This window comes from Photobacterium piscicola (assembly GCF_046058925.1).
Lineage (GTDB): Bacteria > Pseudomonadota > Gammaproteobacteria > Enterobacterales > Vibrionaceae > Photobacterium > Photobacterium piscicola.
Map to the genome: position 1 here is coordinate 2,712,318 of NZ_CP175534.1, position 22,093 is coordinate 2,734,410.

The window sequence follows — 22,093 nt, forward strand, 5'->3', positions numbered from 1 at the left end:
AATAGCACTCTTTTATTGCGGCATGATAGCGTTAAAAGATTAATCTTCCGCTTTATTAAATACGACCTTTACTCGTGATTTTGATTTTAACTCATTACAATAATTACAAAAATAACTCGCAGAGCCACACGCTTGTAATTTTTCTAATTGTTCAGAACAATCAGGACAAAATGCAGTTTTAGTCACTTTTTGTTGACAATAATCACAAAAATATCCCTGATCTTTCCAACTTAATTCACTCTCACATTGTGGACAAGTATTTTTAATCACTCTCTTTTACTCCTAAATGAATTTATTCTAGCATGCAAAATTATTGACTAAGATGCTACTAAATTTAAACACCATTCTTTAAATCTTAGGCACACCCCTAACTATATTTCATCCTTTGATTCGATTTATCAATGGTGAATATACCGTCATGATCCCCGAGATGATCATCACCCTTATGGGTGATCATTGTGTTTATTAAATCTGATCAGCGATCAGCTACTAAAAGAATATTTATCAATACACATCCCGAAAGCATAAGTTACATATTCTGCATATGGATTTCAAACAGAATAAAACTCTAAGGCTTCTACTTTAAACCCCATAGATCTAATATTTAATAAATTAAGATCATACTTAAAAAAGAATAAATATTGACCATATTTGCCATGCTATACATTTCGATAATGCCGATTTATTCTTATTCAATAATAGTCACCAGTATAAAAAATCCCACTAACATTATAAAAAATAGACAATTACAAATATAAAAAAATCGTCCGCAGACGATTTATAAATAATAATGCCATCTTATTTACGCGACGGTGGCGGTCGTTATCATGACAATTTCTTGCTCAGAGATAATCTCAAACTTTACCGTTAGCGCGTGATATTCTGCTAAAGAAGTTGCATGTGTTCCACCGCAGGGAATTTCAATTATCCCCTCATCGCCAAGATCACATTGCCAATAACGCGAATCGGTTAAAGCATCACCTTCGCGACGCATTACTATCGGCGTCGCTAATTGCAGCCATTGTGCAAGCTGCTGATTCATACGCAATGTTATTTCAGCTAAGTTCGCCACCATCTCTGCGCTATTTAGGCCTCTTTTACGCAAGGTCTTACCTAAGCGATAATGATCGGTGCTGCAATTTTCACTGACAATACTCTTTTCTTGTGCATAACTATGAAAATCATAATACCCAAGTTCATCACGCCGACTCGGATCTTTCCGCCAAAAATCAGTATGTAATACCTTATTTAATGCTAATGATGATAAATGACCACCACTGTGACCACGACTCAAACTCTGTTGATATGCTTTATCAACCACCAGTGTTACTTCTTCACCAACACACAGAGTTACTGCTGATGCTATATGGTGCACCACAACAAATACCCAGCCATCAGTATCACGCTTAACAGGAATATCAGCGGCAATGTACAGTTGCTGAGTCGCTATTTCTATCGCGCCTACTACACAGTCGATCACCGTGTATTGCTCGGTTTGAAACACTAAGTCACCACGATCTGCGGGATGATCTGGCCAAATATGACTCACAGGATGAAAGGGTGTTTGTTCAGTAACAATCCATGTGCCGCTATTTTCAGTAACAATAGAACAAACAACTGTCGTAGTTATTTGCCATCTATTTTGTGTAAAAAAAACGGTGGTTGGATTGATCATTATTGGTGTCGCAATCATTGGTGTAACAGCTGCCATGATATTTTCCTTATAAAAAAGCCCAACACTATGGTTGGGCTTTCACATTTAGAGACAACACACTTAATCGCTAATATTACTTTCTGCGATCGTGTAAAGCACTCGTTAAGCGCTTACGTTGACGTTCTTGAGAAACAGTCAACTTCTGCTTTGTTGTTTCAAATGGGTTTTCACTATTCTGGAATTGAATTCGAATAGGTGTACCCATCATTTCTAATGACTTACGGTAGTAGTTCATCAAGTAACGTTTGTAAGAACCAGGAAGGTCATTTACTTGGTTACCGTGAATAACAATAATCGGTGGGTTGTAACCACCAGCATGGGCATATTTTAGTTTCACACGACGGCCACGAATCATTGGTGGCTGGTGATCATCTTGCGCCATTTGCATAATACGGGTTAGCAGTGATGTACTAATACGCTTAGTTGCTGACTTATATGCTTCAATAACTGATTCATATAAGTGACCAACACCAGTACCGTGTAGTGCAGAAATAAAGTGAATGCGTGCAAAGTCAACAAAACCAAGACGACGATCAAGTTCAGATTTAACACGCTCTTTAACGTCGTTATCTAAACCATCCCACTTATTAACTGCAATCACTAATGAACGACCTGAGTTCAGAACAAAACCAAGTAGGCTTAAATCCTGATCTGAAATATTTTCACGCGCATCAATGACTAACAATACAACGTTAGCATCTTCGATAGCTTTCAATGTTTGAATAACAGAAAACTTCTCAACAGCCATGCTCATATTCTTACGACGACGAACACCTGCGGTATCAATCAATACGTATTCTTGACCATCACGTTCCATTGGAATGTAAATAGAGTCACGTGTTGTTCCCGGCATATCGTAAACAACAACACGTTCTTCACCAAGAATACGGTTAGTTAACGTTGATTTACCCACATTAGGACGACCAATGATAGCCATCTTAATTGGTTGTTCTTGTAGACGTTTGTACGCAGCTTCAGCATCTTCTTCAGAAAGGTTTGCTTTCTCGATGTCTTCAACTGAAGTTAAGTCTTCAAGCGTTAGTTCGCCATCTTCACCATTTTCAGCCGCTAACTCTGCATTTAACTTATCAGAGAATGGTGCTAACGCACGCTCCATCAACGCCGTTACACCGCGGTTTTGAGTTGCTGCAATTTGGAACATCGCATCAACGCCTAAGCGCCAAAACTCAGCACAAGCAGTATCAGGATCAATACCGTCAACTTTGTTAACCACTAAAAATGTTGGCTTTTCACGGCTGCGAAGGTGTTTTGCAATTGCTTCATCAGCAGAAGTTAATCCCGCACGACCATCAACAAGGAACAGCACAACGTCTGCTTCTTCGATTGCCGCTAATGACTGTTCAGCCATTTTGGTTTCAACACCTTCCTCTGTGCCATCAATACCGCCGGTATCAATAACAATAAATTCGTGCTCTTCTAGCTCAGCTCTACCGTATTTACGATCCCTAGTTAAACCAGGAAAGTCTGCAACTAGTGCATCCCTCGTGCGGGTAAGACGATTGAACAACGTCGATTTACCCACGTTTGGGCGCCCGACAAGGGCAACAACAGGAATCATAACTACCTCTTACTTTTCATAGTCTTAATTGACATTTTACCGTTCATTCTTGCCTCAAATAAGCATATTTACTTATCTTCATCCGACAATAATATACACAACGGATATAACAACAACGGCTCCAACTGCATAAGACAGCTGGAGCCGACAAATTAATCTAGCGACAGTATACCGACTTATTTCGATATTTGCATTTTGTTGATTTCACCATCACGGGTAACAACAATGAAGCCATTGTCATCAAGTGCAACGGGTGGAACCGCAATACCACTACCATCAACAGATTCTTGTGAAACAAATTCACCTGATTGAGTATCTAACCAATGTAGATATCCTTCAGCATCACCCGTCACTAAATAGCCATCAATAACAGCAGGTGCACTTAGTTGGCGGTATTGAAGATCTTTGTTTTGCCATAGCTCAGTACCACTACGGGCATCAACTGCGACGATATGATCTTTAGCTGTTACTAAGAACAACTCGTTTCCATCAACCACAAAATTTGTTGCTGATGAATAATTACGTTTCCACGCAATTTGACCACTACGAAGATCGATCGATACTAATGATCCATTATAGCCGATAGCATATAAACGATCGCCTGAAATTACAGGAGCGGCATCCACATCAACTAAACGATCAATTTCAGTTGAACCTTTAGGGGTTGAAATGGTTTGCTGCCATAGCACACGGCCATCATTTAAGATCGCACCTTCTAAACGGCCATTTGATAGCCCCCAGAAAACACCACCAGAGATCGCAACTGGAGAACTTGTACCACGTAATGTTAACGTTGGAATCTCATTGTTGATTTGCCATTTGCTCTTACCTGTATCAGCATTAAGCGCTTCAAGCACACCACTACTGGTGTTAACAACAACAATACCGCTATCAACTAAAGGTTGTGATAACACTTCACCAGCGACTTTAGCACGCCAAACTTCTTTACCTGTTGCAGCATCTAATGCTATTACGTCAGCATTTTCAGTACCGATAAAGATTTTTCCTTCTGCTAAAACTAAGCCTCCAGAAATTTTAACGCTAGTCTCTTTCTCTAAATCATTTTTCCATAGCACTTTGCCGTTGCTAGAATCTAGAGCTTCAACTAAACCATCACGATCAGCAACAAAGACTTTACCTTGACCAACAGCGGGCGTTAGCTTTGAATAGTAACCAGAAACACCATCACCAACACTACGACTCCAATCTGTTTTAGGCGTAAAAGTATTGTCTACTTTAGGCAATGGTGCCATGTGAATAGAATCAACTTCGCTCGCACAACCAGATAATACGCTCACAGCAATTGCTACGGCTAAAGCGCGTTTTAACACCTTATGCATTATGTTCGCCTTATTGAGCTAAGTCATTAAGCTTCATTTGCAATGCTGGTGATGAACCATCTTGCTGAGCTTCTATATATGCATCACGAGCTGCTTGAATATCGCCTTTTTGCAGTAAGATATCACCGCGTAATTCTGCAATATTTTCATTCCAGCTTGGAATCGTTACTTTTTTCAGTTCAGCTAACGCTTCAGTGAATTTCTGCTGTTCTGCGTAAATACGTGCAAGACGTGTTACTGCTAACGGTAAAATAGCGTTATCTTTAGTGTTACTGATCACCCAATTAAGTTGTTCAATCGCACCGTCAAGATGATTATTTTCAACTTGAACTTTCGCTAATTGTAATGCAGCAAGAACAGCATATTGACTGTCTTTGTTAGCTTCGATGAACGTTTGCGCTTCAGTAACAGCAGTTTTACTATTATTGTCGAGAGCTGTAACTACTTGAGTATAGGAGTCTGATGCTAAATGTTTCGCAGCATGGACTTCAGACTGGTAGTAACGCCAACCTAATAGACCACCTAAACCAATCACGGCGCCTAGAACAACGGCTTTGCCGTTCTCTTGCCACCACGATTTTATCGCTTCAACCTGTTGTTCTTCTGTGGCGTAGTCGTTCACTTCCTGTCCTCTCTTAAATCAGTGCTGCCAGCTTCGCGGCAACCTCATCCTGTGCCATGGTTGTTTGTTCACCGCCATGAAGATCTTTAACCACAACGGTGTTTTCTGCCATTTCATTTTCACCAAGAACCAATGCAATTGCTGCACCTACGTTATCAGCGCGTTTAAATTGCTTTTTAAAATTACCACCACCAAAGTTAGACATAATGCGTAACTGAGGTAATTGATCACGTAATTTTTCTGCAAGCATCATACCTGCTGCTAAAGTACCTTCTCCAGCCGTTACCATGTAAACATCAACCGAACGACGAACATCGTCTTGCTCTAATGCTTCCATCAGTAATACTAGGCGTTCAAGTCCCATAGCAAAACCAACTGATGAGGTTGCTTTACCACCTAGTTGTTCAACTAGACCGTCATAACGACCACCACCACATACTGTACCTTGTGCACCTAAGCTATCAGTGATCCACTCAAATACAGTACGGTTATAATAATCTAAACCACGTACAAGGCGTTCATTTACTTGATATTTGATGCCAGCAGCGTCTAATAGTTCACATAATCCAGTAAAATGTTGCTGTGATTCTGGATCTAGGTACGCAGAAAGCATTGGTGCATCAACAAGAATTTCTTGAATCGCAGGGTTCTTAGTATCTAAAACACGCAATGGATTGGTGTACATGCGACGCTTAGCATCTTCGTCTAACACGTCCATATGCTGTTCAAGGAACGCAATCAGTGCAACACGGTAATCTGCACGCGCTTGCAGTGAACCAATAGAGTTTAACTCTAGACGAACATGGTCATTAATACCAAGTTCACGCCATAAACGTGCTGTCATCATGATAAGTTCAGCATCAACATCAGGACCATCAATACCAAATACTTCTACACCAACTTGGTGGAATTGACGGTAACGGCCTTTTTGTGGACGCTCATGACGGAACATTGGGCCCATGTACCATAAGCGCTGTTCTTGATTGTAAAGCAAACCATTTTCAACACCTGCACGTACACAGCTGGCTGTACCTTCTGGGCGTAATGTTAAACTATCGCCATTACGATCTTCAAAAGTGTACATTTCTTTTTCAACAACATCAGTAACTTCACCGATCGCACGTTTAAACAAATGTGTCGACTCAACAATTGGCATACGAATTTCATTGTAACCATATGCACTGATCACTTGTTTAACTGTGCCTTCGACTTTTTGCCAAAGTGGAGTTTGTGTTGGAAGGCAATCGTTCATGCCTCGAATTGCTTGAATTTGTTTCGCCACGATTATTCTCAGTTTTCGATGGGGATTTAAATCGAATATATAATTTATTGCAGAAATAGTGAACCACACTGTCACAATAACAGCATGGTTTTTGCTATTTTATCTTATTGCTTAATATCAATACGATTGTTTAGGTTTAACATTGAGGCTTTTGCGCGGATTTTCGCCTCAAGCTGATCAATAACGTTGTCGTTATCAAAGCGCTCTTTTTGACGAATACCATCTTCATAGAAAGCACTCTTACGGTTACCACCAGCAATACCTAAGTGAGAAGCTTCTGCTTCACCTGGGCCATTCACTACACAACCAATAATAGAAACATCCATCGGTGTAATAATGTCTTCTAGACGTTGCTCTAATGCATTAACCGTCGCAATGACATCAAACTCTTGACGAGAACAGGTTGGACACGCGATAAAATTAATGCCGCGCGAACGAATGCGTAATGATTTTAGAATATCAAAACCCACTTTGATCTCTTCAACAGGATCTGCCGCCAATGAGATACGTAACGTATCACCAATGCCTTCAGCAAGTAACATGCCTAGACCAACCGCAGATTTCACTGATCCAGCGCGCGCACCGCCCGCCTCTGTGATACCTAAATGCAATGGTTGTACAATTTGTTTTGCCAACTGGCGGTAAGACTCAACCGCTAAAAACACATCTGAAGCTTTAACACTAACTTTGAATTGATCAAAATTCAGACGGTCTAAAATTTCAACATGACGCAGCGCTGATTCAACCAATGCAGCGGGGGTTGGCTCACCGTATTTTTGTTGAATTTCTTTTTCTAACGAACCGCCATTAACCCCGATTCGAATCGGAATATTTTTATCACGCGCACATTCAACCACCGCACGAATACGATCTTCACGACCAATATTGCCGGGGTTAATACGTAAACAGTCAACGCCATATTCCGCGACTTTTAATGCAATGCGGTAATCAAAATGAATATCAGCAACTAATGGAACATTTACTTGTTGCTTAATCAACTTAAACGCTTCAGCAGCATCCATTGTCGGTACAGAAACACGTACAATATCAGCCCCTACTTTTTCCAATGCACGAATTTGAGCCACCGTTGCATCAACATCGGTGGTAAGAGTGTTAGTCATTGATTGAACGGCAATTGGAGCGCCATCGCCAATAGGTACATTGCCGACATAAATTCGGCTTGATTGGCGACGTATAATGGGTGATTCGTTATGCATGTCTTATCATTCTCTATTACTGCGGCAACGTTAACGTTATAGGTCGACCTGCCGGATAACGACTAAGATCGAAAGGTTGCCCTTTAAGTTCTATTTTAACGGCACTCGGTGCACCAAGTCGAACGCGAAATGGTGCCTTACCATTAATATCAAGTGTTTGACCTGCGGTCTTAATACCACTTTCGAGACGTTTACCATTAGCGTCACGAATATCAACCCAACAATCTGCAGCAAACGCCAATTGTAATGCAGGTGCAGCTTCAACCTCGGTTGTCACCGCTGGCGTTACTACTTCAGGTTCTGTGGTTGCAGCAACAGGCTTCGCCGCTATTGTAGCAACATCGGTAATCACTGCTGGCGTTGATACGGCATCTGGATTAACCGGTGTGGTAATAGCAGCAGAAGCCGTTGATGGCGTACCATCAGTTACCGTTGCGGTCGATGTATCAATAGCGGAAGATGTAACTACCGCAGCCGTAGTGGTTGTCTCTGTTGCAGGGGTTACCTTATCAACATGAGCAACATCAACGACTGGCGTTGTATCTCGATCTAAATGGCTATTTTGCCACCACCACACAGCGGTCACACCAACAAAAATAACCGCAAGGATCCACGTTAGTCCCATTATACGGCTATCATGCGCTTCACGGTTAGTGCGGCGTGAGAAACTTTGCATTTCTTGTGCTTTAGGTTTGGAGTGACCGTAATCATCCAATAAAGCGACAACAGCAACGTCATCTAGCCCCACATACTTTGCATACGACCTCACATACCCTCGAGTAAATGTTGATATTTTTTCACTGTCAAAACAGTTACTTTCAATATCATTAATCACCGATAAGCGTAATCGTAAGCGATTAGCGATATCTAGTTGCGAATAACCCAGTTGCTCACGAGCTTGGCGAAGCATATCACCAGGGCGAAGAGCCGCATTTTCTGGTTGTGGCGAATCGTTATTTTCAGTATTCATTGGCTAGATAATTCTGATATTGCTGAGAATTAGGAAATTGTTCTTTTAATAAGTTAGCGTATTTATTGACCAAAGTTAACCGTCCATCTTGGTTTTCTAACTGAATGAGCAACAACAAACTATTTGCTGTATATCCGTATCGCTTATTAAATTTAAACAACCGTACGCGAGCATCTTTATAATTATTAGCCTCTAATTCTAACTGCGCCAGTTGCAATATTGATTTTGGACGATATGGATCATGTGAAAGTGCTTTTTCAAAATAATCTATCGCTTGTTCGTCATCGCCTTGTTTACGGCTACATAAACCTGCGTTTTCATAACTTGCTGAAATAAGGTAATAGTAAGGTTGATTAATGGCTTTAACAAATGTATTAATCGCTTCATCATAACGCCCTTCGCTACACAAAAAGGCCCCATAATTATTAAGTACATCACCATTTCGAGGTGAGTCTCTTAATGCTTTTTTATACATTTTTTCGGCCGATTCTTTCTCACCAACCTTTTGGTAGTAATAGGCCATGGCATTTTGCACACGATAATAGTCAGGCGCATAATTTAACGCTTGTTCTAAATTTTCACGTGCACGTTGCCATTGACCTACTTTTAAATAGTTTAACCCTAATGTCATTCGTGCTTCAGCAGCATCAATGGCATTAAATTGTTCTGCGCTATCTTCTACTGTCACAGTGGCACATCCGGCCAACAGCAAACAAGAAAATAATGGATACTTCATCCATTGTATCATTTTTACTCACCTTAACATCCGTGTTAAACCGCGAAGTGGTTATAATAGCTAAGCTAATTTAAAGGGTTTTAACTGCAATAGACTCACCCATTGATTGCTTCGCTTGAGTACGTTTAGTGCGGTCGATAACATCACCAACCAACTGGCCACAAGCGGCATCAATATCGTCACCACGTGTTTTACGTACAGTTACAGTGTAATCATACTCCATTAGAGTTTTCATAAAGCGATCTATACGTGAATTACTAGGTTTTTTATACGGTGAACCAGGGTATGGATTAAATGGAATCAGGTTAATTTTAGCTGGTGTGTCTTTTAATAAACGTCCTAATTGACGAGCATGTTCCATATCATCATTAACATGATCAAGTAACACGTATTCAATTGTTACACGACCACGGTTCGCATTGGTTGAATCAACATAACGACGAACTGCGTCTAGGAAGGCTTCAATATTCCAGCGATCATTAATCGGCATGATTTGTGAACGTAATTCATCCGTCGGCGCATGCAGTGAAATAGCCAGTGCAACGTCGATAGTACCGATCATTTGCTCTAGGCCCGATACAACACCAGACGTTGAAACAGTAACGCGACGCTTAGATAAACCAAAACCTAAATCATCAAGCATAATTTCTAATGCTGGAATTAAGTTTTTCATATTCAGCAGTGGCTCACCCATACCCATCATTACGATATTAGTAATAGGACGGCGACCGGTTTCTTTTTGAATGCCAATTTCTTTCGCTGCACGCCACACTTGACCAATAATTTCAGAAACACGTAAATTACGGTTAAAACCTTGTTGGCCTGTCGAACAGAATTTACATTCTAATGCACAGCCTACTTGAGAAGAAACACACAAAGTTGCACGATCTTCATCAGGGATATAAACCGTTTCTACGTCTTGATCGCCAACACGCATTGCCCATTTGATGGTGCCATCATTTGAGTATTGTGCATTAGAGACTTCAGGTGCACGAATTTCAGCAACACGCTGCAATTTTTCACGCAACTTTTTGTTGATATTGTTCATTTGATCAAAGTCATCACAACCGAAATGATAAATCCATTTCATTATCTGATCTGCTCGGAATGGCTTTTCATTTAGCTCTTCGGCAAAGTATTTACGCAGACCTTTGCGATCGAAATCCAGCAGATTAATTTTGACAGTTGTCATCGGTTGGTGCCTCACTAAAAATGACTATTGCTGCGCCTTTATAACTCGGAGATCTGCAAATGGCAGCCTCATCGTAGTTACCAGGGTTTAAGGCGCGAAATTGTACAGCCTTTAGGCGCGGGTTTCCACCCGTTCAATGTATGGTTATTTTTGCGGTGATAACAATCTTGATGCTTAAAATAATAAAGGGAAGCCTTAGCCTCCCTTTAGTATTTGGTTTTGCTTATTTTTTCAGCAACTAATCATTACTCACTACGTGGACATAACTCATCAGCGGCAAAAAAGTAGCTGATCTCACGTTCGGCTGATAGTGGACTATCTGAACCATGAACCGAGTTGTAACGTAAGCTAAGTGCAAAATCAGCACGAATAGTGCCACTATGCTGCTTCTTGTGGGTTCGTTTTACCCATCAATTCTCGATAACGAACAATTGCATTTTCCCCTTCAAGCACTTGTACCATCACCGGGCCTGAAGTCATAAAATCAACTAATTCATCATAGAAAGGTTTACCTTCATGTTCAGCATAAAACCCTTGAGCTTGAGTTTTAGTTAGCTGTAACATTTTAGCAGCAACAATTTTTAAGCCTGCATTTTCGAAACGTTGATAAATAGCGCCAATTAAATTTCGTTTAACAGCATCCGGCTTTACGATTGAAAACGTTTTTTCTATTGTCATTATTATAATTTCCTTTTGAGTCTAGTTGCCGTCCATTTACTTAGTCGCACTTCATCGCCACGAATAACTATTGTTAACTTACAATAGCAATCCTGCAATATTTGCAATACCTAAGCCCGTCGCACCGACTGCCCAACGTGGATCGGCACTATCACGATAACATGCAGCCAAATCAAAATGAATCCAACTGCAATTATCTGTATCAACAAAGCGTGATAAAAATCCAGCTGCATTTGATGCCCCCCCCATACCGCCACCTTTTTGAACACGGCTATTGGCGGTATCTGCAAATGCAGAAGGACAGTAGCCTTGATGCCATTTTTCAAGAGGTAATGGCCATGCAGGTTCATTCACTAGCTCTGATAATTGTTGAGCACGGGTTAATAATGCTTTATCAAACCCAAAAATGGCATTGTAATCACTACCAACAGCCATCATTGCGGCACCGGTTAATGTTGCAGCATCAATAATTAACGGCGCTTTAGTTGCAGACGCCATTAATAAGCCATCAGCAAGTACCAGCCGCCCTTCAGCATCGGTATTTACAATTTCAACCGATACCCCATTGCTATACGTTAACACATCGCCAAGTTTATAAGCATCGCCTGACACCATATTTTCAGCACAACAAAGAATAAGTTTGACCCGCTGCGTTAAACCTTGTGCAATGGCATACCCTAATGCAGCAGTAACTGTTGCAGCGCCCCCCATATCGCACTTCATACTGACCATGCCTGCACTGGGTTTTAAACTGTAACCGCCTGAATCAAAGGTGATCCCTTTCCCGACTAAACACGCACTGATAGGCGCATCAGGATCAGCACTAGGATTATAATCAACGCTCAGCAATACTGGTGGATGTTGGCTACCTCGGCCGACGCTGTGAATACCAATCCAACCATCAGCTAATAATTCATCACCAATAATCATTTGGGCACTGATATGATCGCCACCTATCTCAGATAAAAACTGCACCGCTGCTTGGGCTAATTTTTGTGGATAAATGCTATCAGGACCTGTATTAATGATTTTCCGCGCCCAATCATGGCTATGCCGACGTACATTTAACAATTCAAGCTCATCTTCATCAATCGATGCCCATTTAATGGCAACCGTATCCATGGTAGCGGCAAAACCACAATAAAAAGCCCATTGACGCTCATAATTCCAACCATCACCACTCAAACTTACCGCTTCAACCCCTTGTGTTTGAATTTGTCGGCCCGCTTGTTGAATACGACGCAAACCAAATGCATCACCATAATGCACAGTGACACTGTCAGTTTGGTAACTGATTAAGGCATTAATACCCCAAGGAGCGCGTGCGGGCTCCTTTGATAAATTTACTGTCAACATTATTGATAACCTCTTGTTTTATTTATAGTCTATATTTTTTATTTAGCGTAATTTAAATATAAAAAAAGCCCTCTTAAACGATTTCAACTAGAAACAAAATCATTAAGAAGGCTTTATTTTTTAACTGTTATTATTGCGCTAAAATACGCGCTAAGGTTTTAACACCCATACCGGTTGCGCCTGCAGCCCATTGATCATTACCGCTCTTACGGTAAGTACCACTGGCATCAATATGCATCCAGCCTTGCTGGTAATCATTCACAAAATACGATAAAAATGCTGCTGCGGTACTGGCTCCAGGCATAAAATCCCCACTGGAAATGTTGGCCAGATCAGCAAAGTTTGACGGCAGCATTTTACGGTGAATTTCAGCTAAAGGTAATGGCCACATACCTTCACCTTCTTGTTCTGCTGCTGCTAATGCTTGACGAGATAGAGCCTGATCAAAACTTAATAGTGCATGGTAGTCATTACCTAACGCCATTTTGGCAGAGCCCGTTAATGTCGCGCAATCAATAATTAATTCAGGGTGTTGACTATTGGCATACATCAAACCATCAGCCAGTACTAATCGTCCTTCGGCATCAGTATTTAACACTTCAACGGTTTTACCATTTTTATATTTAATGATATCGCCTAATTTTAATGCACGGCCTGAAATCATGTTTTCAGCACAACATAAAACTAATTTAATTCGCTTATTAAGCCCACGTGCCATTGATAATGCTAGACCACCTGTTGCTAATGCTGCGCCACCCATATCAGCTTTCATTGATGCCATACCTGCTGATGGCTTAATGCTATAGCCACCGGAGTCAAAGGTAATGCCTTTACCAACAACACACGCAAAAACAGGTGCATCAGCATCACCCGTTGGATTGTAATCTAAACGTAACATCGCTGGACGGTGATCAGAACCACGACCGACAGCATGAATACCATTCCAACCTTCATCTAATAAGTCGTTACCTTTAACAATTTTGTAAGTAACGTGCTCAGGGGCTAATGACTTAATAAACTCACCAGCACGCGCTGCCAGTTGTGATGGCGCAACCACATCTGCGGGTTGATTGATAATATCGCACACCCAGTTAATCGTTTTAATTCGTGCCTGTAATTCGGCTTCATCCGCTTTATTTAATGGCTCCCAAGTCACCGAATTATCAGTCTTTGGATTACGATACCCCTGCAGAAATGCCCAAATTGCGTCTAAGCCCCATGCCATGCCGATTAAGTTAACCGCTTTAATGCCTTGCGCATCAAACCGACGACCAGCACGTTGAATATCGCCCAAAAGATCATGGGTCGACACATGAATCACACTGCCTTCTGCACCAAAACTAATTAATGCATTTGTTCCCCATTGCGACCCTGCCGCTTGATGAGAAAGACTCACAGACATTATGGTAGACATTGATAAGCTCCTTGATAAATACCACACAGCCAAGCAATTAAATAAAGCTGATTACTGCGTCATTGTTATACTATTTTTATAACCAATAAGACTATGCCCATCCCCCTTGCGAGGCAACAATAAAACAGGCTTTTCGTGGTTCCAATTATTGTTCGTCAATCCAGCACATCTGTACGGCTTCTAAAATTTTCTCATTACAATGGTCAACATCATCATCAAATTCATCCAGTGCCACGATCCAATCCCTTAAATCAGTAAACCGTACTTGGGTCGGATCTATCTCTGGGTATAATTCAATCAGCTCAATAGCAATATCACGTGAATCAATCCATTGTAGACTCATAATAAACCCTTATTTATCGAATAAAAACAATCTATTAACTTTACCATACTTAATTTAACCACATTTAATCAATATCAATTCCATTAATTACGTGGTCATCTTTAAAAAACATTAGCTCAGAGACGTATTGTGATTGGTATAAATAGCCGTACCCCTAATCAACAGTTAAAAAAATAGGCCACCATCATGGCGACCTATCTTAATCATCAATTATTGGGCTTCAGAAGCAAGATTGACGGTATAACGTGGAATATCAACCACTAAATCTTCATCCGCTACTCGAGCCTGACAACTTAAACGAGATTCAGGTTCAAGTCCCCACGCCTTATCAAGCATATCATCTTCAAGTTCATCACTCTCTTTTAGAGAATCAAACCCTTCGCGAACGACAACATGACAGGTCGTACATGCACAAGATTTTTCACACGCATGCTCAATTTCGATACCATTGCGCAATGCAACATCTAGGATAGTTTCGCCTGATTGCGCTTCTAAAATAGCGCCTTCTGGACAATGTTCTTCATTCGGTAAAATTATAATCTTAGGCATGCCTAAACCTCATCAATAGACTGACCAGCGAGCGCTTGACGAATAGATTGATCCATTCGACGTGACGCAAACTCTTGGCTGGCCTTATCAGTTTTCTTAATTCCAGCTTCAATTGTACGAGCGTCGCCACTCTGACGTAATTGAACCAGTTCCATCATTACAGTTTCTAACTCTTCACGTTCTTGAGCACTTAATAACGTGTTGCCGTCTGTTGCCAGAGCAGCAATCAGTCCTTCAAGAACGCGATCGGCTTCTACCTGTTGTTCCGCTAATGCACGTGCATCTTTATCATCTTGAGCAAATGTCATTGAATCTCGTAACATGGTAGCAATTTCATCATCCGATAAGCCGTAAGATGGCTTCACTTGAATGGAAGATTGTACACCACTGCTTTTTTCCATTGCCGTTACAGACAATAAGCCATCAGCATCAACCTGATAAGTCACACGAATATGTGCAGCACCTGCCGCCATTGGTGGAATACCGCGTAAAGTAAATCGAGCTAATGAACGACAATCACTCACCATCTCACGCTCACCTTGAACGATATGAACCGACATTGCTGTTTGGCCATCTTTAAAGGTGGTGAATTCTTGAGCGCGAGCAACGGGCAATGTGGTATTACGTGGAATAATTTTTTCGATCATGCCACCCATGGTTTCAATGCCTAATGACAATGGAATCACGTCTAATAGCAGCATATCTGCATCGGGTTTATTACCCACCAGAATATCAGCTTGAATAGCTGCACCAATAGCAACCACTTGATCAGGGTCAATCGAGGTTAATGGTGTTTTACCAAAAAAGTCACCTACGTGTTCACGTACTAATGGCACTCGAGTTGAGCCACCAACCATGACGGTTTCAATCACATCGTCAATGGTAATATCAGCATCTTTTACTGCACGACGACAGGCAAGTAAGGTTTTCTTTACCAATGGCGTAATTAAGTCATCAAATTGTTCACGAGTGATATCACCCTGCCAACCTAAAACATTAATAGTCACACTGTCGGCATCACTTAATGCTACTTTCGCTTGTTGAGCCGCATCTTGCAGTTCACGACGTTGTTGTGGCGTAAGTGTCTCGGTTAATTGCGCTTGAAGTAAAACCCAGTCAGCAAGCAGTTGATCAAAATCATCACCGCCTAATGCTGAATCCCCCCCCGTTGCAAGCACTTCAAAAACGCCTTTTGATAAGCGCAAAATTGAAATATCAAAGGTGCCACCACCAAGATCATACACTGCAATCACGCCTTCTTGACCAGAATCGAGGCCATACGCAATCGCTGCTGCTGTTGGTTCATTAAGTAAGCGCAAAACATTTAAATTAGCGAGCTTAGCGGCATCTTTGGTGCCAGCACGCTGCGCATCATCAAAATAAGCAGGAACGGTGATCACCACCCCTTCAAGATCGCCACCTAAACTTTCTACTGCACGCTGACTTAATGATTTTAAAATTTCAGCGGATACCTGAACTGGGTTCATCGTTCCTTGACGAGTCACTAGCTGCGGTAAACCGTTTTCTGATGCCGTAAATTGATAAGGCAATTGTGGATAACGCTGCTCGATATCAGCCAATGAGCGTCCCATCAGACGTTTTACCGATAGGATAGTATTAACTGGATCTCGTTGTGCGTAAGCGCGCGCGGCATCACCCGTAATGACATGCTTTTCAGTATAATGCACAACAGAGGGTAAAATTGAACGCCCTTCAGCATCTTTTAATGTTTCAGCAACGCCGCTACGAACGGCTGCGACTAATGAGTTTGTCGTCCCTAAATCAATACCAACCGCTAATTTTTGTTGATGCGGTGCTGCACTTTGACCGGGTTCAGAAATCTGTAAAAATGCCATTATCGTTCCTGTCTAAATAACGCAAGTGCTGATTAGTCGAATAATGATTCTTCAAGACGTTCGACTTCATCACGCAACTTAACAATAAACTTTAACTTACGTACTGCATCTGCAGCTTCAAACCAATTCTCTTGGCTTAATAAACACGTCAATTTATCCAACTGTGCCTTATACATAGCTGTTGCCTGTTGTTCAAAATCAAACAAAGCGGCTTCAGGATCAGTTGAATCAGAAATAACTTCCAACGCTTCACGTAGCTCCATTTGCTGCATCAAGAAATCCATATCTTGCAACGTCTTTTGCTCACCACGAATATCTTCATCGCGTTCAGCAAGCATATATTCAGCACGGGAGACAGGATTCTTTAACGTTTGAAAAGCATCGTTAATCTGAGCCGCTTTTTGTACCGATAGTAATCGATCACGTTCAGATGCAGTAGCAAAGTTGTCAGGATGGAATCGACGTTGTAATTCGCGGAATTGTGTTGCCAGTAAACCACCGTCAACATCAAATTGAAACGGTAATCCAAATAATTCGAAATGATTCATAATCGCAGCCATATATAAAAAATAAACCTGACAACTCACTCACCATAATGGCGGCCAGCAGCCAGGTTTAATAAAACACTATGAGCAATTACACGTTGAAACTTTCACCACAACCACATTCGCTTGACACGTTAGGGTTGTTAAATTGAAAACCTTCGTTTAGGCCTTCTTTGGCGAAATCAAGCTCAGTACCATCAAGATAAACCATGCTTTTTGCATCAACGATAATTTTTACACCTTGCTCTTCAAAGACCTGATCCCCTTCGTCAAGTTCATCGACGAACTCAAGGATATACGCCATACCCGAACACCCTGAAGTGCGAACGCCGAGGCGTAAACCAATGCCTTTGCCTCGGTTAGCTAAAAAAGTCGATACGCGACTAGCTGCCGCTTCAGTGATAGTAATGGCCATACTTCAAACCTCAGAAATTATTTTTGTTCGTGTTTCTTTTTATAATCGCTAACTGCTGCTTTAATTGCATCTTCTGCAAGAATTGAACAGTGAACCTTAACGGGTGGTAACTCAAGCTCTTCTGCAATTGCAGAGTTCTTGATTGATGCAGCTTCGTCTAACGTCTTACCTTTCACCCATTCAGTGATCAGTGAGCTTGATGCGATAGCTGAACCACAACCATAAGTTTTAAATTTTGCATCTTCAATGATGCCATCTTCAGTTACTTTGATCTGAAGTTTCATTACATCGCCACAGGCTGGTGCACCCACCATACCGCTACCAATGCTTTTATCGTCGTTGTCAAATGAACCCACGTTACGCGGATTTTCATAATGATCGATGACTTTTTCACTATATGCCATGATAAATTCCCTCGAATAATGTCTAACCGCAGATTAGTGGTGTGCCCACTCAACTGTATTTAAATCAATGCCATCTTTGAACATATCCCAAAGAGGTGACATTGCACGTAGCTTATCTACTGCTTGTTTAATTTGAACAACAGCATAGTCAATTTCTTCAGCGGTAGTAAAACGACCAAAAGAGAAACGGATTGAACTATGTGCTAGTTCATCATTAAGGCCTAATGCACGTAGTACATATGATGGCTCTAAGCTTGCAGAAGTACATGCAGAACCTGATGATACAGCAAGATCTTTCAATGCCATTAGTAATGACTCGCCTTCAACAAACGCAAAACTAATGTTTAGGTTGTTGGGAATACGGTGTTCTACATCACCATTAATTGACATCTCTTCGATGCCTTCAAGGCCTTTTAGTAGACGCTCACGCATCTCAACAGCGTGTTGGTAATCTTGTGCCATCTCAAGCTTCGCAATACGGAAGGCTTCACCCATACCCACAATTTGGTGAGTTGGTAAAGTACCAGAACGGAAACCACGTTCATGGCCGCCACCGTGCATTTGCGCTTCAAGACGAATACGAGGCTTACGACGCACGTATAGTGCACCAATACCTTTAGGACCGTAAATTTTGTGCGCTGAGAATGAAATCAGATCAACTTTCGTCGTTTGCACATCAATCGGCAGTTTACCTGCTGATTGTGCTGCATCAACATGGAAAATAGTTTTGTTTTCACGACAGATTTCGCCAATTGCTGCAATATCTTGAATAACACCAATTTCATTATTCACATGCATAATAGAAACCAGCACAGTATCTTCACGCATTGCGTCGCGTAGTTTTGCCAAATCAATAAGACCATTTGACTCAGGCTCAAGGTAGGTTACCTCATAGCCTTCACGCTCTAATTGACGACATGGGTCAAGAACCGCTTTGTGCTCAGTTTTACATGTAATAACGTGCTTGCCTTTCTTGTTATAGAAATGCGCAGCACCTTTAATTGCAAGGTTATCAGATTCTGTAGCACCTGATGTAAATACAATTTCACGTGGATCAGCATTAACTAACTCAGCAATATACTCACGAGCAGCATCAACCGCTTCTTCCGCTTGCCAGCCATAACGGTGTGAACGTGACGCTGGATTACCAAACGTACCATCCATAGTTAAACACTGAACCATTTTCTCAGCAACACGAGGATCTACCGGGCAAGTTGCAGAGTAATCAAAATATATTGGCAGTTTCATTTTCTTCTCCGAAAACACGAACGTCTGGTCTCTAGGAGCGGACATCGACACCGATAGGGGCGCTGTCGTGTGATTTTTTATTTGCAAACGATGGCTGATTATTACTCCGTAGGATTACATCCTGACGATCAGCAATAACTTGTACATCATTATCCTTCATCAACTCACCAAGAGTGATGTTATTCAAAAATCCGCTGATACGATCACTTAAATCATGCCATAGAGTGTGAGTTAAACAGCGCACACCACCTTGGCAGCCGCCTTTCCCTTGGCATTTAGTTGCATCAACTGATTCATCAACCGCAGCGATAACCATACCAACAGCGATATTGCTTGCATCTTCACCCAAGCGATAACCACCACCAGGACCACGAACACTTGTGACCAAGCCCGCTTTACGAAGACGCGAAAATAGTTGTTCTAGGTAGGACAGTGAGATCCCTTGACGTTCTGAAATATCAGCCAACGGTACTGGTCCATTATGTGAGTGCAATGCTACATCTAACATTGCAGTCACCGCATATCTTCCTTTTGAGGTCAACTTCATAACATGGCTACCTACTTGAATGTATACAAGCAGTCTCCCATACCTGACTATTTTAGTCAAGTATTTAACCCACTAAAACAATAGGTCTTTCGCTATAATTGCGACCATGATTACTTGTTGTTCTTCTCTAAGGTTTCAATCGTTTTTTCTACTGACGATAAAATACCACGTAAAATGTTCAACTCTTGTTGCTCAGGGCGAGCACGAGTAAACATACGGCGTAATTTTACCATTACCATGCCAGGGTGGTTTTTATTAATAAAACGCGTTTGGTTGGTTACTTTTTCAAGATGCTGGTAAAAACGCTCTAATTCTTCAGCGCGCGGGTATTCATCAATAACTTGAGTAGATTGATGTTTAGTCGCATCCAGATATGCCATGCGAACTTCATAAGTTATTGTTTGTACAGCCATTGCTAGGTTTAATGAGCTATATTCAGGGTTAGCAGGAATATAAACATGGCAATGACATTTTTGTAATTCTTCATTGGTCAAGCCGATACGCTCACGACCAAATAAAATAGCTACCGGATGCTGCTCTGATTCTGCAATGACTTTAATGCCATTTTCACGTGGGTCTAATTGTGGCCATTCTAACGTACGAGAACGCGCACTTGAACCAACCACTAAACCGCAATCAGCAACGGCTTCATCTAATGTTTTTACAATTTTAGCGTTCTCAACTACATCTGCAGCACCTGCCGCTAAAGCAATTGTATGACTATCAATCTCACACGCAGGATCAACAAGAACAAGGTTAGTTAACCCCATTACTTTCATTGCGCGAGCTGCTGAACCGATATTTCCAGGATGTGACGTGCCGATAAGGACAACGCGAATTTTATCTAACATGATGTCGCTATATTCCAGTCTAATTTAACGCTCAGAGATAGTAGCACAGCCATCACAAAAATGAAGAAAACATGTCTATTTGATGAACGTTAATACCTATTAGGTCCATCAATAAATAAAATACTGCCATTTTCATTTTTTTCCACATCGGCTAACGTCGAAAAAATAACCACTTCCATTTTTTTATAGCTCTGTTATACTCGCCGCCGCTTTTTATGTTCTTTAACATCCGTTGGGAAAATCCTATGCATCCGATGCTTAATATTGCCATTCGCGCCGTGCGAAAGGCTGGTGACCATGTCATTAAATCTCTAGAAAAACCTCAATCTATTGAGGTTGCTAATAAAGGTAATGATGTTGTTACCAATATCGATCATGAAGCAGAAGCTATCATCATCGAGACAATCCTAAAATCTTACCCTGATCACTGCATCATTGCAGCTGAGTCTGGTACGAAAGAAGGACGTGACAAAGAGTGTCAGTGGATTATTGACCCAGTGGATGGCACCAAGAACTTCGTTCGTGGTTACCCTCACTATGCAGTTTCTATCGCTCTACGCATGCGTGGCCGTACAGAAGTTGCAGCCGTTTACGACCCAGCTCGTAACGAACTATTCACAGCTACTCGTGGTGCAGGCGCGCAACTTAACAGCCTACGTCTACGTGCATCACAACCTCGTGATCTAACGGGTACTGTGTTAGCAACAGGTCTTCCTTTTGCCGCTAAGCAACACGCTGAAAGCTACCTAAAAATCCAAAATGCTTTATTTGTAGAATGTGATGACATGCGTCAATCAGGTTGTACTGCATTGGATCTTTGTTACCTAGCTGCTGGCCGTGTTGATGGCGTATTCAAACTAGGCCAAAAGCCTTGGGAACTTGCTGCTGGTGAACTAATCGCGCGTGAAGCTGGTGCTATCTGTGCTGACTTTACAGGTAACACTAACTACCTAACGACTGGTAACATTGTTGCTGGTAACGCACGTGTAGTTAAACCAATGCTAGCTAAAATCCGTGAACTCGGTAGCGAAGCATTGACTAAGTAATCACTGATTACTACCTGTTAATAAAAACGCCCCGCTGATATCCACCAGCGGGGCGTTTTTGTTTCTATTACTTTTATTTTTAATTCTATTACGGCTTATATTTAACCTCACCCACCTCGGCTTTATTGTCCCGTTTTTACTCATTCTCATACTTGTACTCATACTTGTAATGCTCACACGTTACTACGG

22 protein-coding genes and 1 pseudogene are annotated in these 22,093 nt (G+C 41.4%); 1 reads left to right on the forward strand and 22 read right to left on the reverse strand.

The window, feature by feature from the left end; translation table 11 throughout:
* Nucleotides 1-39: 39 nt before the first annotated feature.
* The 22 genes and pseudogenes from ACJZU6_RS12860 to trmJ form a co-directional block, all read right to left on the reverse strand.
* The gene (locus ACJZU6_RS12860) at nucleotides 40-270 is read right to left on the reverse strand and encodes a zinc ribbon domain-containing protein (protein ID WP_080158901.1); all 231 of its coding nucleotides are present in this window, start codon (nucleotides 268-270) and stop codon (nucleotides 40-42) included.
* Nucleotides 271-802: 532 nt separating this feature from the next.
* Nucleotides 803-1,711: an alanyl-tRNA editing protein gene (locus ACJZU6_RS12865; protein WP_162841610.1), complete on the reverse strand. Its 909-nt coding sequence runs from the start codon at nucleotides 1,709-1,711 to the stop codon at nucleotides 803-805.
* Between the two features lie 76 nt (nucleotides 1,712-1,787).
* The gene (gene der, locus ACJZU6_RS12870) at nucleotides 1,788-3,293 is read right to left on the reverse strand and encodes a ribosome biogenesis GTPase Der (RefSeq protein ID WP_080158902.1); all 1,506 of its coding nucleotides are present in this window, start codon (nucleotides 3,291-3,293) and stop codon (nucleotides 1,788-1,790) included.
* Nucleotides 3,294-3,469: 176 nt separating this feature from the next.
* A complete protein-coding gene (gene bamB, locus ACJZU6_RS12875; RefSeq protein ID WP_080158903.1) occupies nucleotides 3,470-4,633 on the reverse strand; it encodes an outer membrane protein assembly factor BamB in 1,164 nt (387 codons plus the stop codon).
* A 10-nt stretch (nucleotides 4,634-4,643) separates the two neighbouring features.
* Nucleotides 4,644-5,255 carry a YfgM family protein gene (locus tag ACJZU6_RS12880; protein ID WP_080158904.1) on the reverse strand — a complete coding sequence of 204 codons (612 nt, stop codon included), beginning with the start codon at nucleotides 5,253-5,255 and terminating at the stop codon, nucleotides 4,644-4,646.
* A 13-nt stretch (nucleotides 5,256-5,268) separates the two neighbouring features.
* Nucleotides 5,269-6,537, reverse strand: a complete 1,269-nt coding sequence (gene hisS / locus ACJZU6_RS12885) for a histidine--tRNA ligase (RefSeq protein WP_080158905.1) — start codon at nucleotides 6,535-6,537, stop codon at nucleotides 5,269-5,271.
* 104 nt (nucleotides 6,538-6,641) lie between these two features.
* Nucleotides 6,642-7,754, reverse strand: coding sequence for a flavodoxin-dependent (E)-4-hydroxy-3-methylbut-2-enyl-diphosphate synthase (ispG, locus tag ACJZU6_RS12890; protein WP_080158906.1), 1,113 nt, complete (start codon nucleotides 7,752-7,754; stop codon nucleotides 6,642-6,644).
* A 16-nt stretch (nucleotides 7,755-7,770) separates the two neighbouring features.
* Nucleotides 7,771-8,724 carry a cytoskeleton protein RodZ gene (gene rodZ / locus ACJZU6_RS12895; RefSeq protein ID WP_408900384.1) on the reverse strand — a complete coding sequence of 318 codons (954 nt, stop codon included), beginning with the start codon at nucleotides 8,722-8,724 and terminating at the stop codon, nucleotides 7,771-7,773.
* Nucleotides 8,714-9,472: a type IV pilus biogenesis/stability protein PilW gene (gene pilW, locus ACJZU6_RS12900; RefSeq protein WP_080158908.1), complete on the reverse strand. Its 759-nt coding sequence runs from the start codon at nucleotides 9,470-9,472 to the stop codon at nucleotides 8,714-8,716. Before pilW ends, rodZ begins: the two co-directional genes overlap by 11 nt.
* Nucleotides 9,473-9,530: 58 nt before the next feature.
* Entirely contained in the window at nucleotides 9,531-10,652 is a 1,122-nt protein-coding gene (locus ACJZU6_RS12905) for a bifunctional tRNA (adenosine(37)-C2)-methyltransferase TrmG/ribosomal RNA large subunit methyltransferase RlmN (protein WP_080158909.1), read from the reverse strand.
* 245 nt (nucleotides 10,653-10,897) lie between these two features.
* Nucleotides 10,898-11,330 (reverse strand): annotated as a pseudogene (gene ndk / locus ACJZU6_RS12910) (nucleoside-diphosphate kinase).
* Nucleotides 11,331-11,408: 78 nt separating this feature from the next.
* Complete coding sequence (gene pepB / locus ACJZU6_RS12915; RefSeq protein WP_080158911.1) at nucleotides 11,409-12,686, reverse strand: aminopeptidase PepB; 1,278 nt, start codon at nucleotides 12,684-12,686, stop codon at nucleotides 11,409-11,411.
* Between the two features lie 130 nt (nucleotides 12,687-12,816).
* A complete protein-coding gene (gene pepB, locus ACJZU6_RS12920) occupies nucleotides 12,817-14,100 on the reverse strand; it encodes an aminopeptidase PepB (RefSeq protein WP_408900385.1) in 1,284 nt (427 codons plus the stop codon).
* Between the two features lie 145 nt (nucleotides 14,101-14,245).
* Nucleotides 14,246-14,443: a Fe-S cluster assembly protein IscX gene (gene iscX / locus ACJZU6_RS12925; protein ID WP_080158913.1), complete on the reverse strand. Its 198-nt coding sequence runs from the start codon at nucleotides 14,441-14,443 to the stop codon at nucleotides 14,246-14,248.
* A 210-nt stretch (nucleotides 14,444-14,653) separates the two neighbouring features.
* Nucleotides 14,654-14,992 (reverse strand): ISC system 2Fe-2S type ferredoxin, encoded by a 339-nt coding sequence (gene fdx, locus ACJZU6_RS12930; protein ID WP_080158914.1) that lies wholly within the window; start codon nucleotides 14,990-14,992, stop codon nucleotides 14,654-14,656.
* A gap of 2 nt (nucleotides 14,993-14,994) precedes the next feature.
* A complete protein-coding gene (hscA, locus tag ACJZU6_RS12935; RefSeq protein WP_408900386.1) occupies nucleotides 14,995-16,848 on the reverse strand; it encodes a Fe-S protein assembly chaperone HscA in 1,854 nt (617 codons plus the stop codon).
* 32 nt (nucleotides 16,849-16,880) lie between these two features.
* Nucleotides 16,881-17,396, reverse strand: a complete 516-nt coding sequence (gene hscB, locus ACJZU6_RS12940) for a co-chaperone HscB (RefSeq protein WP_080158961.1) — start codon at nucleotides 17,394-17,396, stop codon at nucleotides 16,881-16,883.
* 88 nt (nucleotides 17,397-17,484) lie between these two features.
* Complete coding sequence (iscA, locus tag ACJZU6_RS12945; RefSeq protein WP_080158916.1) at nucleotides 17,485-17,808, reverse strand: iron-sulfur cluster assembly protein IscA; 324 nt, start codon at nucleotides 17,806-17,808, stop codon at nucleotides 17,485-17,487.
* A 17-nt stretch (nucleotides 17,809-17,825) separates the two neighbouring features.
* The gene (iscU, locus tag ACJZU6_RS12950; RefSeq protein WP_045030777.1) at nucleotides 17,826-18,212 is read right to left on the reverse strand and encodes a Fe-S cluster assembly scaffold IscU; all 387 of its coding nucleotides are present in this window, start codon (nucleotides 18,210-18,212) and stop codon (nucleotides 17,826-17,828) included.
* A 33-nt stretch (nucleotides 18,213-18,245) separates the two neighbouring features.
* Complete coding sequence (locus ACJZU6_RS12955) at nucleotides 18,246-19,460, reverse strand: IscS subfamily cysteine desulfurase (RefSeq protein WP_080158917.1); 1,215 nt, start codon at nucleotides 19,458-19,460, stop codon at nucleotides 18,246-18,248.
* A 31-nt stretch (nucleotides 19,461-19,491) separates the two neighbouring features.
* Complete coding sequence (gene iscR, locus ACJZU6_RS12960; protein WP_045037132.1) at nucleotides 19,492-20,007, reverse strand: Fe-S cluster assembly transcriptional regulator IscR; 516 nt, start codon at nucleotides 20,005-20,007, stop codon at nucleotides 19,492-19,494.
* Nucleotides 20,008-20,117: 110 nt separating this feature from the next.
* A complete protein-coding gene (gene trmJ, locus ACJZU6_RS12965) occupies nucleotides 20,118-20,858 on the reverse strand; it encodes a tRNA (cytosine(32)/uridine(32)-2'-O)-methyltransferase TrmJ (RefSeq protein WP_408900387.1) in 741 nt (246 codons plus the stop codon).
* Nucleotides 20,859-21,103: 245 nt separating this feature from the next.
* Between trmJ and suhB the strand changes: the two genes are divergently transcribed.
* Nucleotides 21,104-21,904, forward strand: a complete 801-nt coding sequence (gene suhB / locus ACJZU6_RS12970; RefSeq protein WP_080158919.1) for an inositol-1-monophosphatase — start codon at nucleotides 21,104-21,106, stop codon at nucleotides 21,902-21,904.
* Nucleotides 21,905-22,093 lie beyond the last annotated feature (189 nt).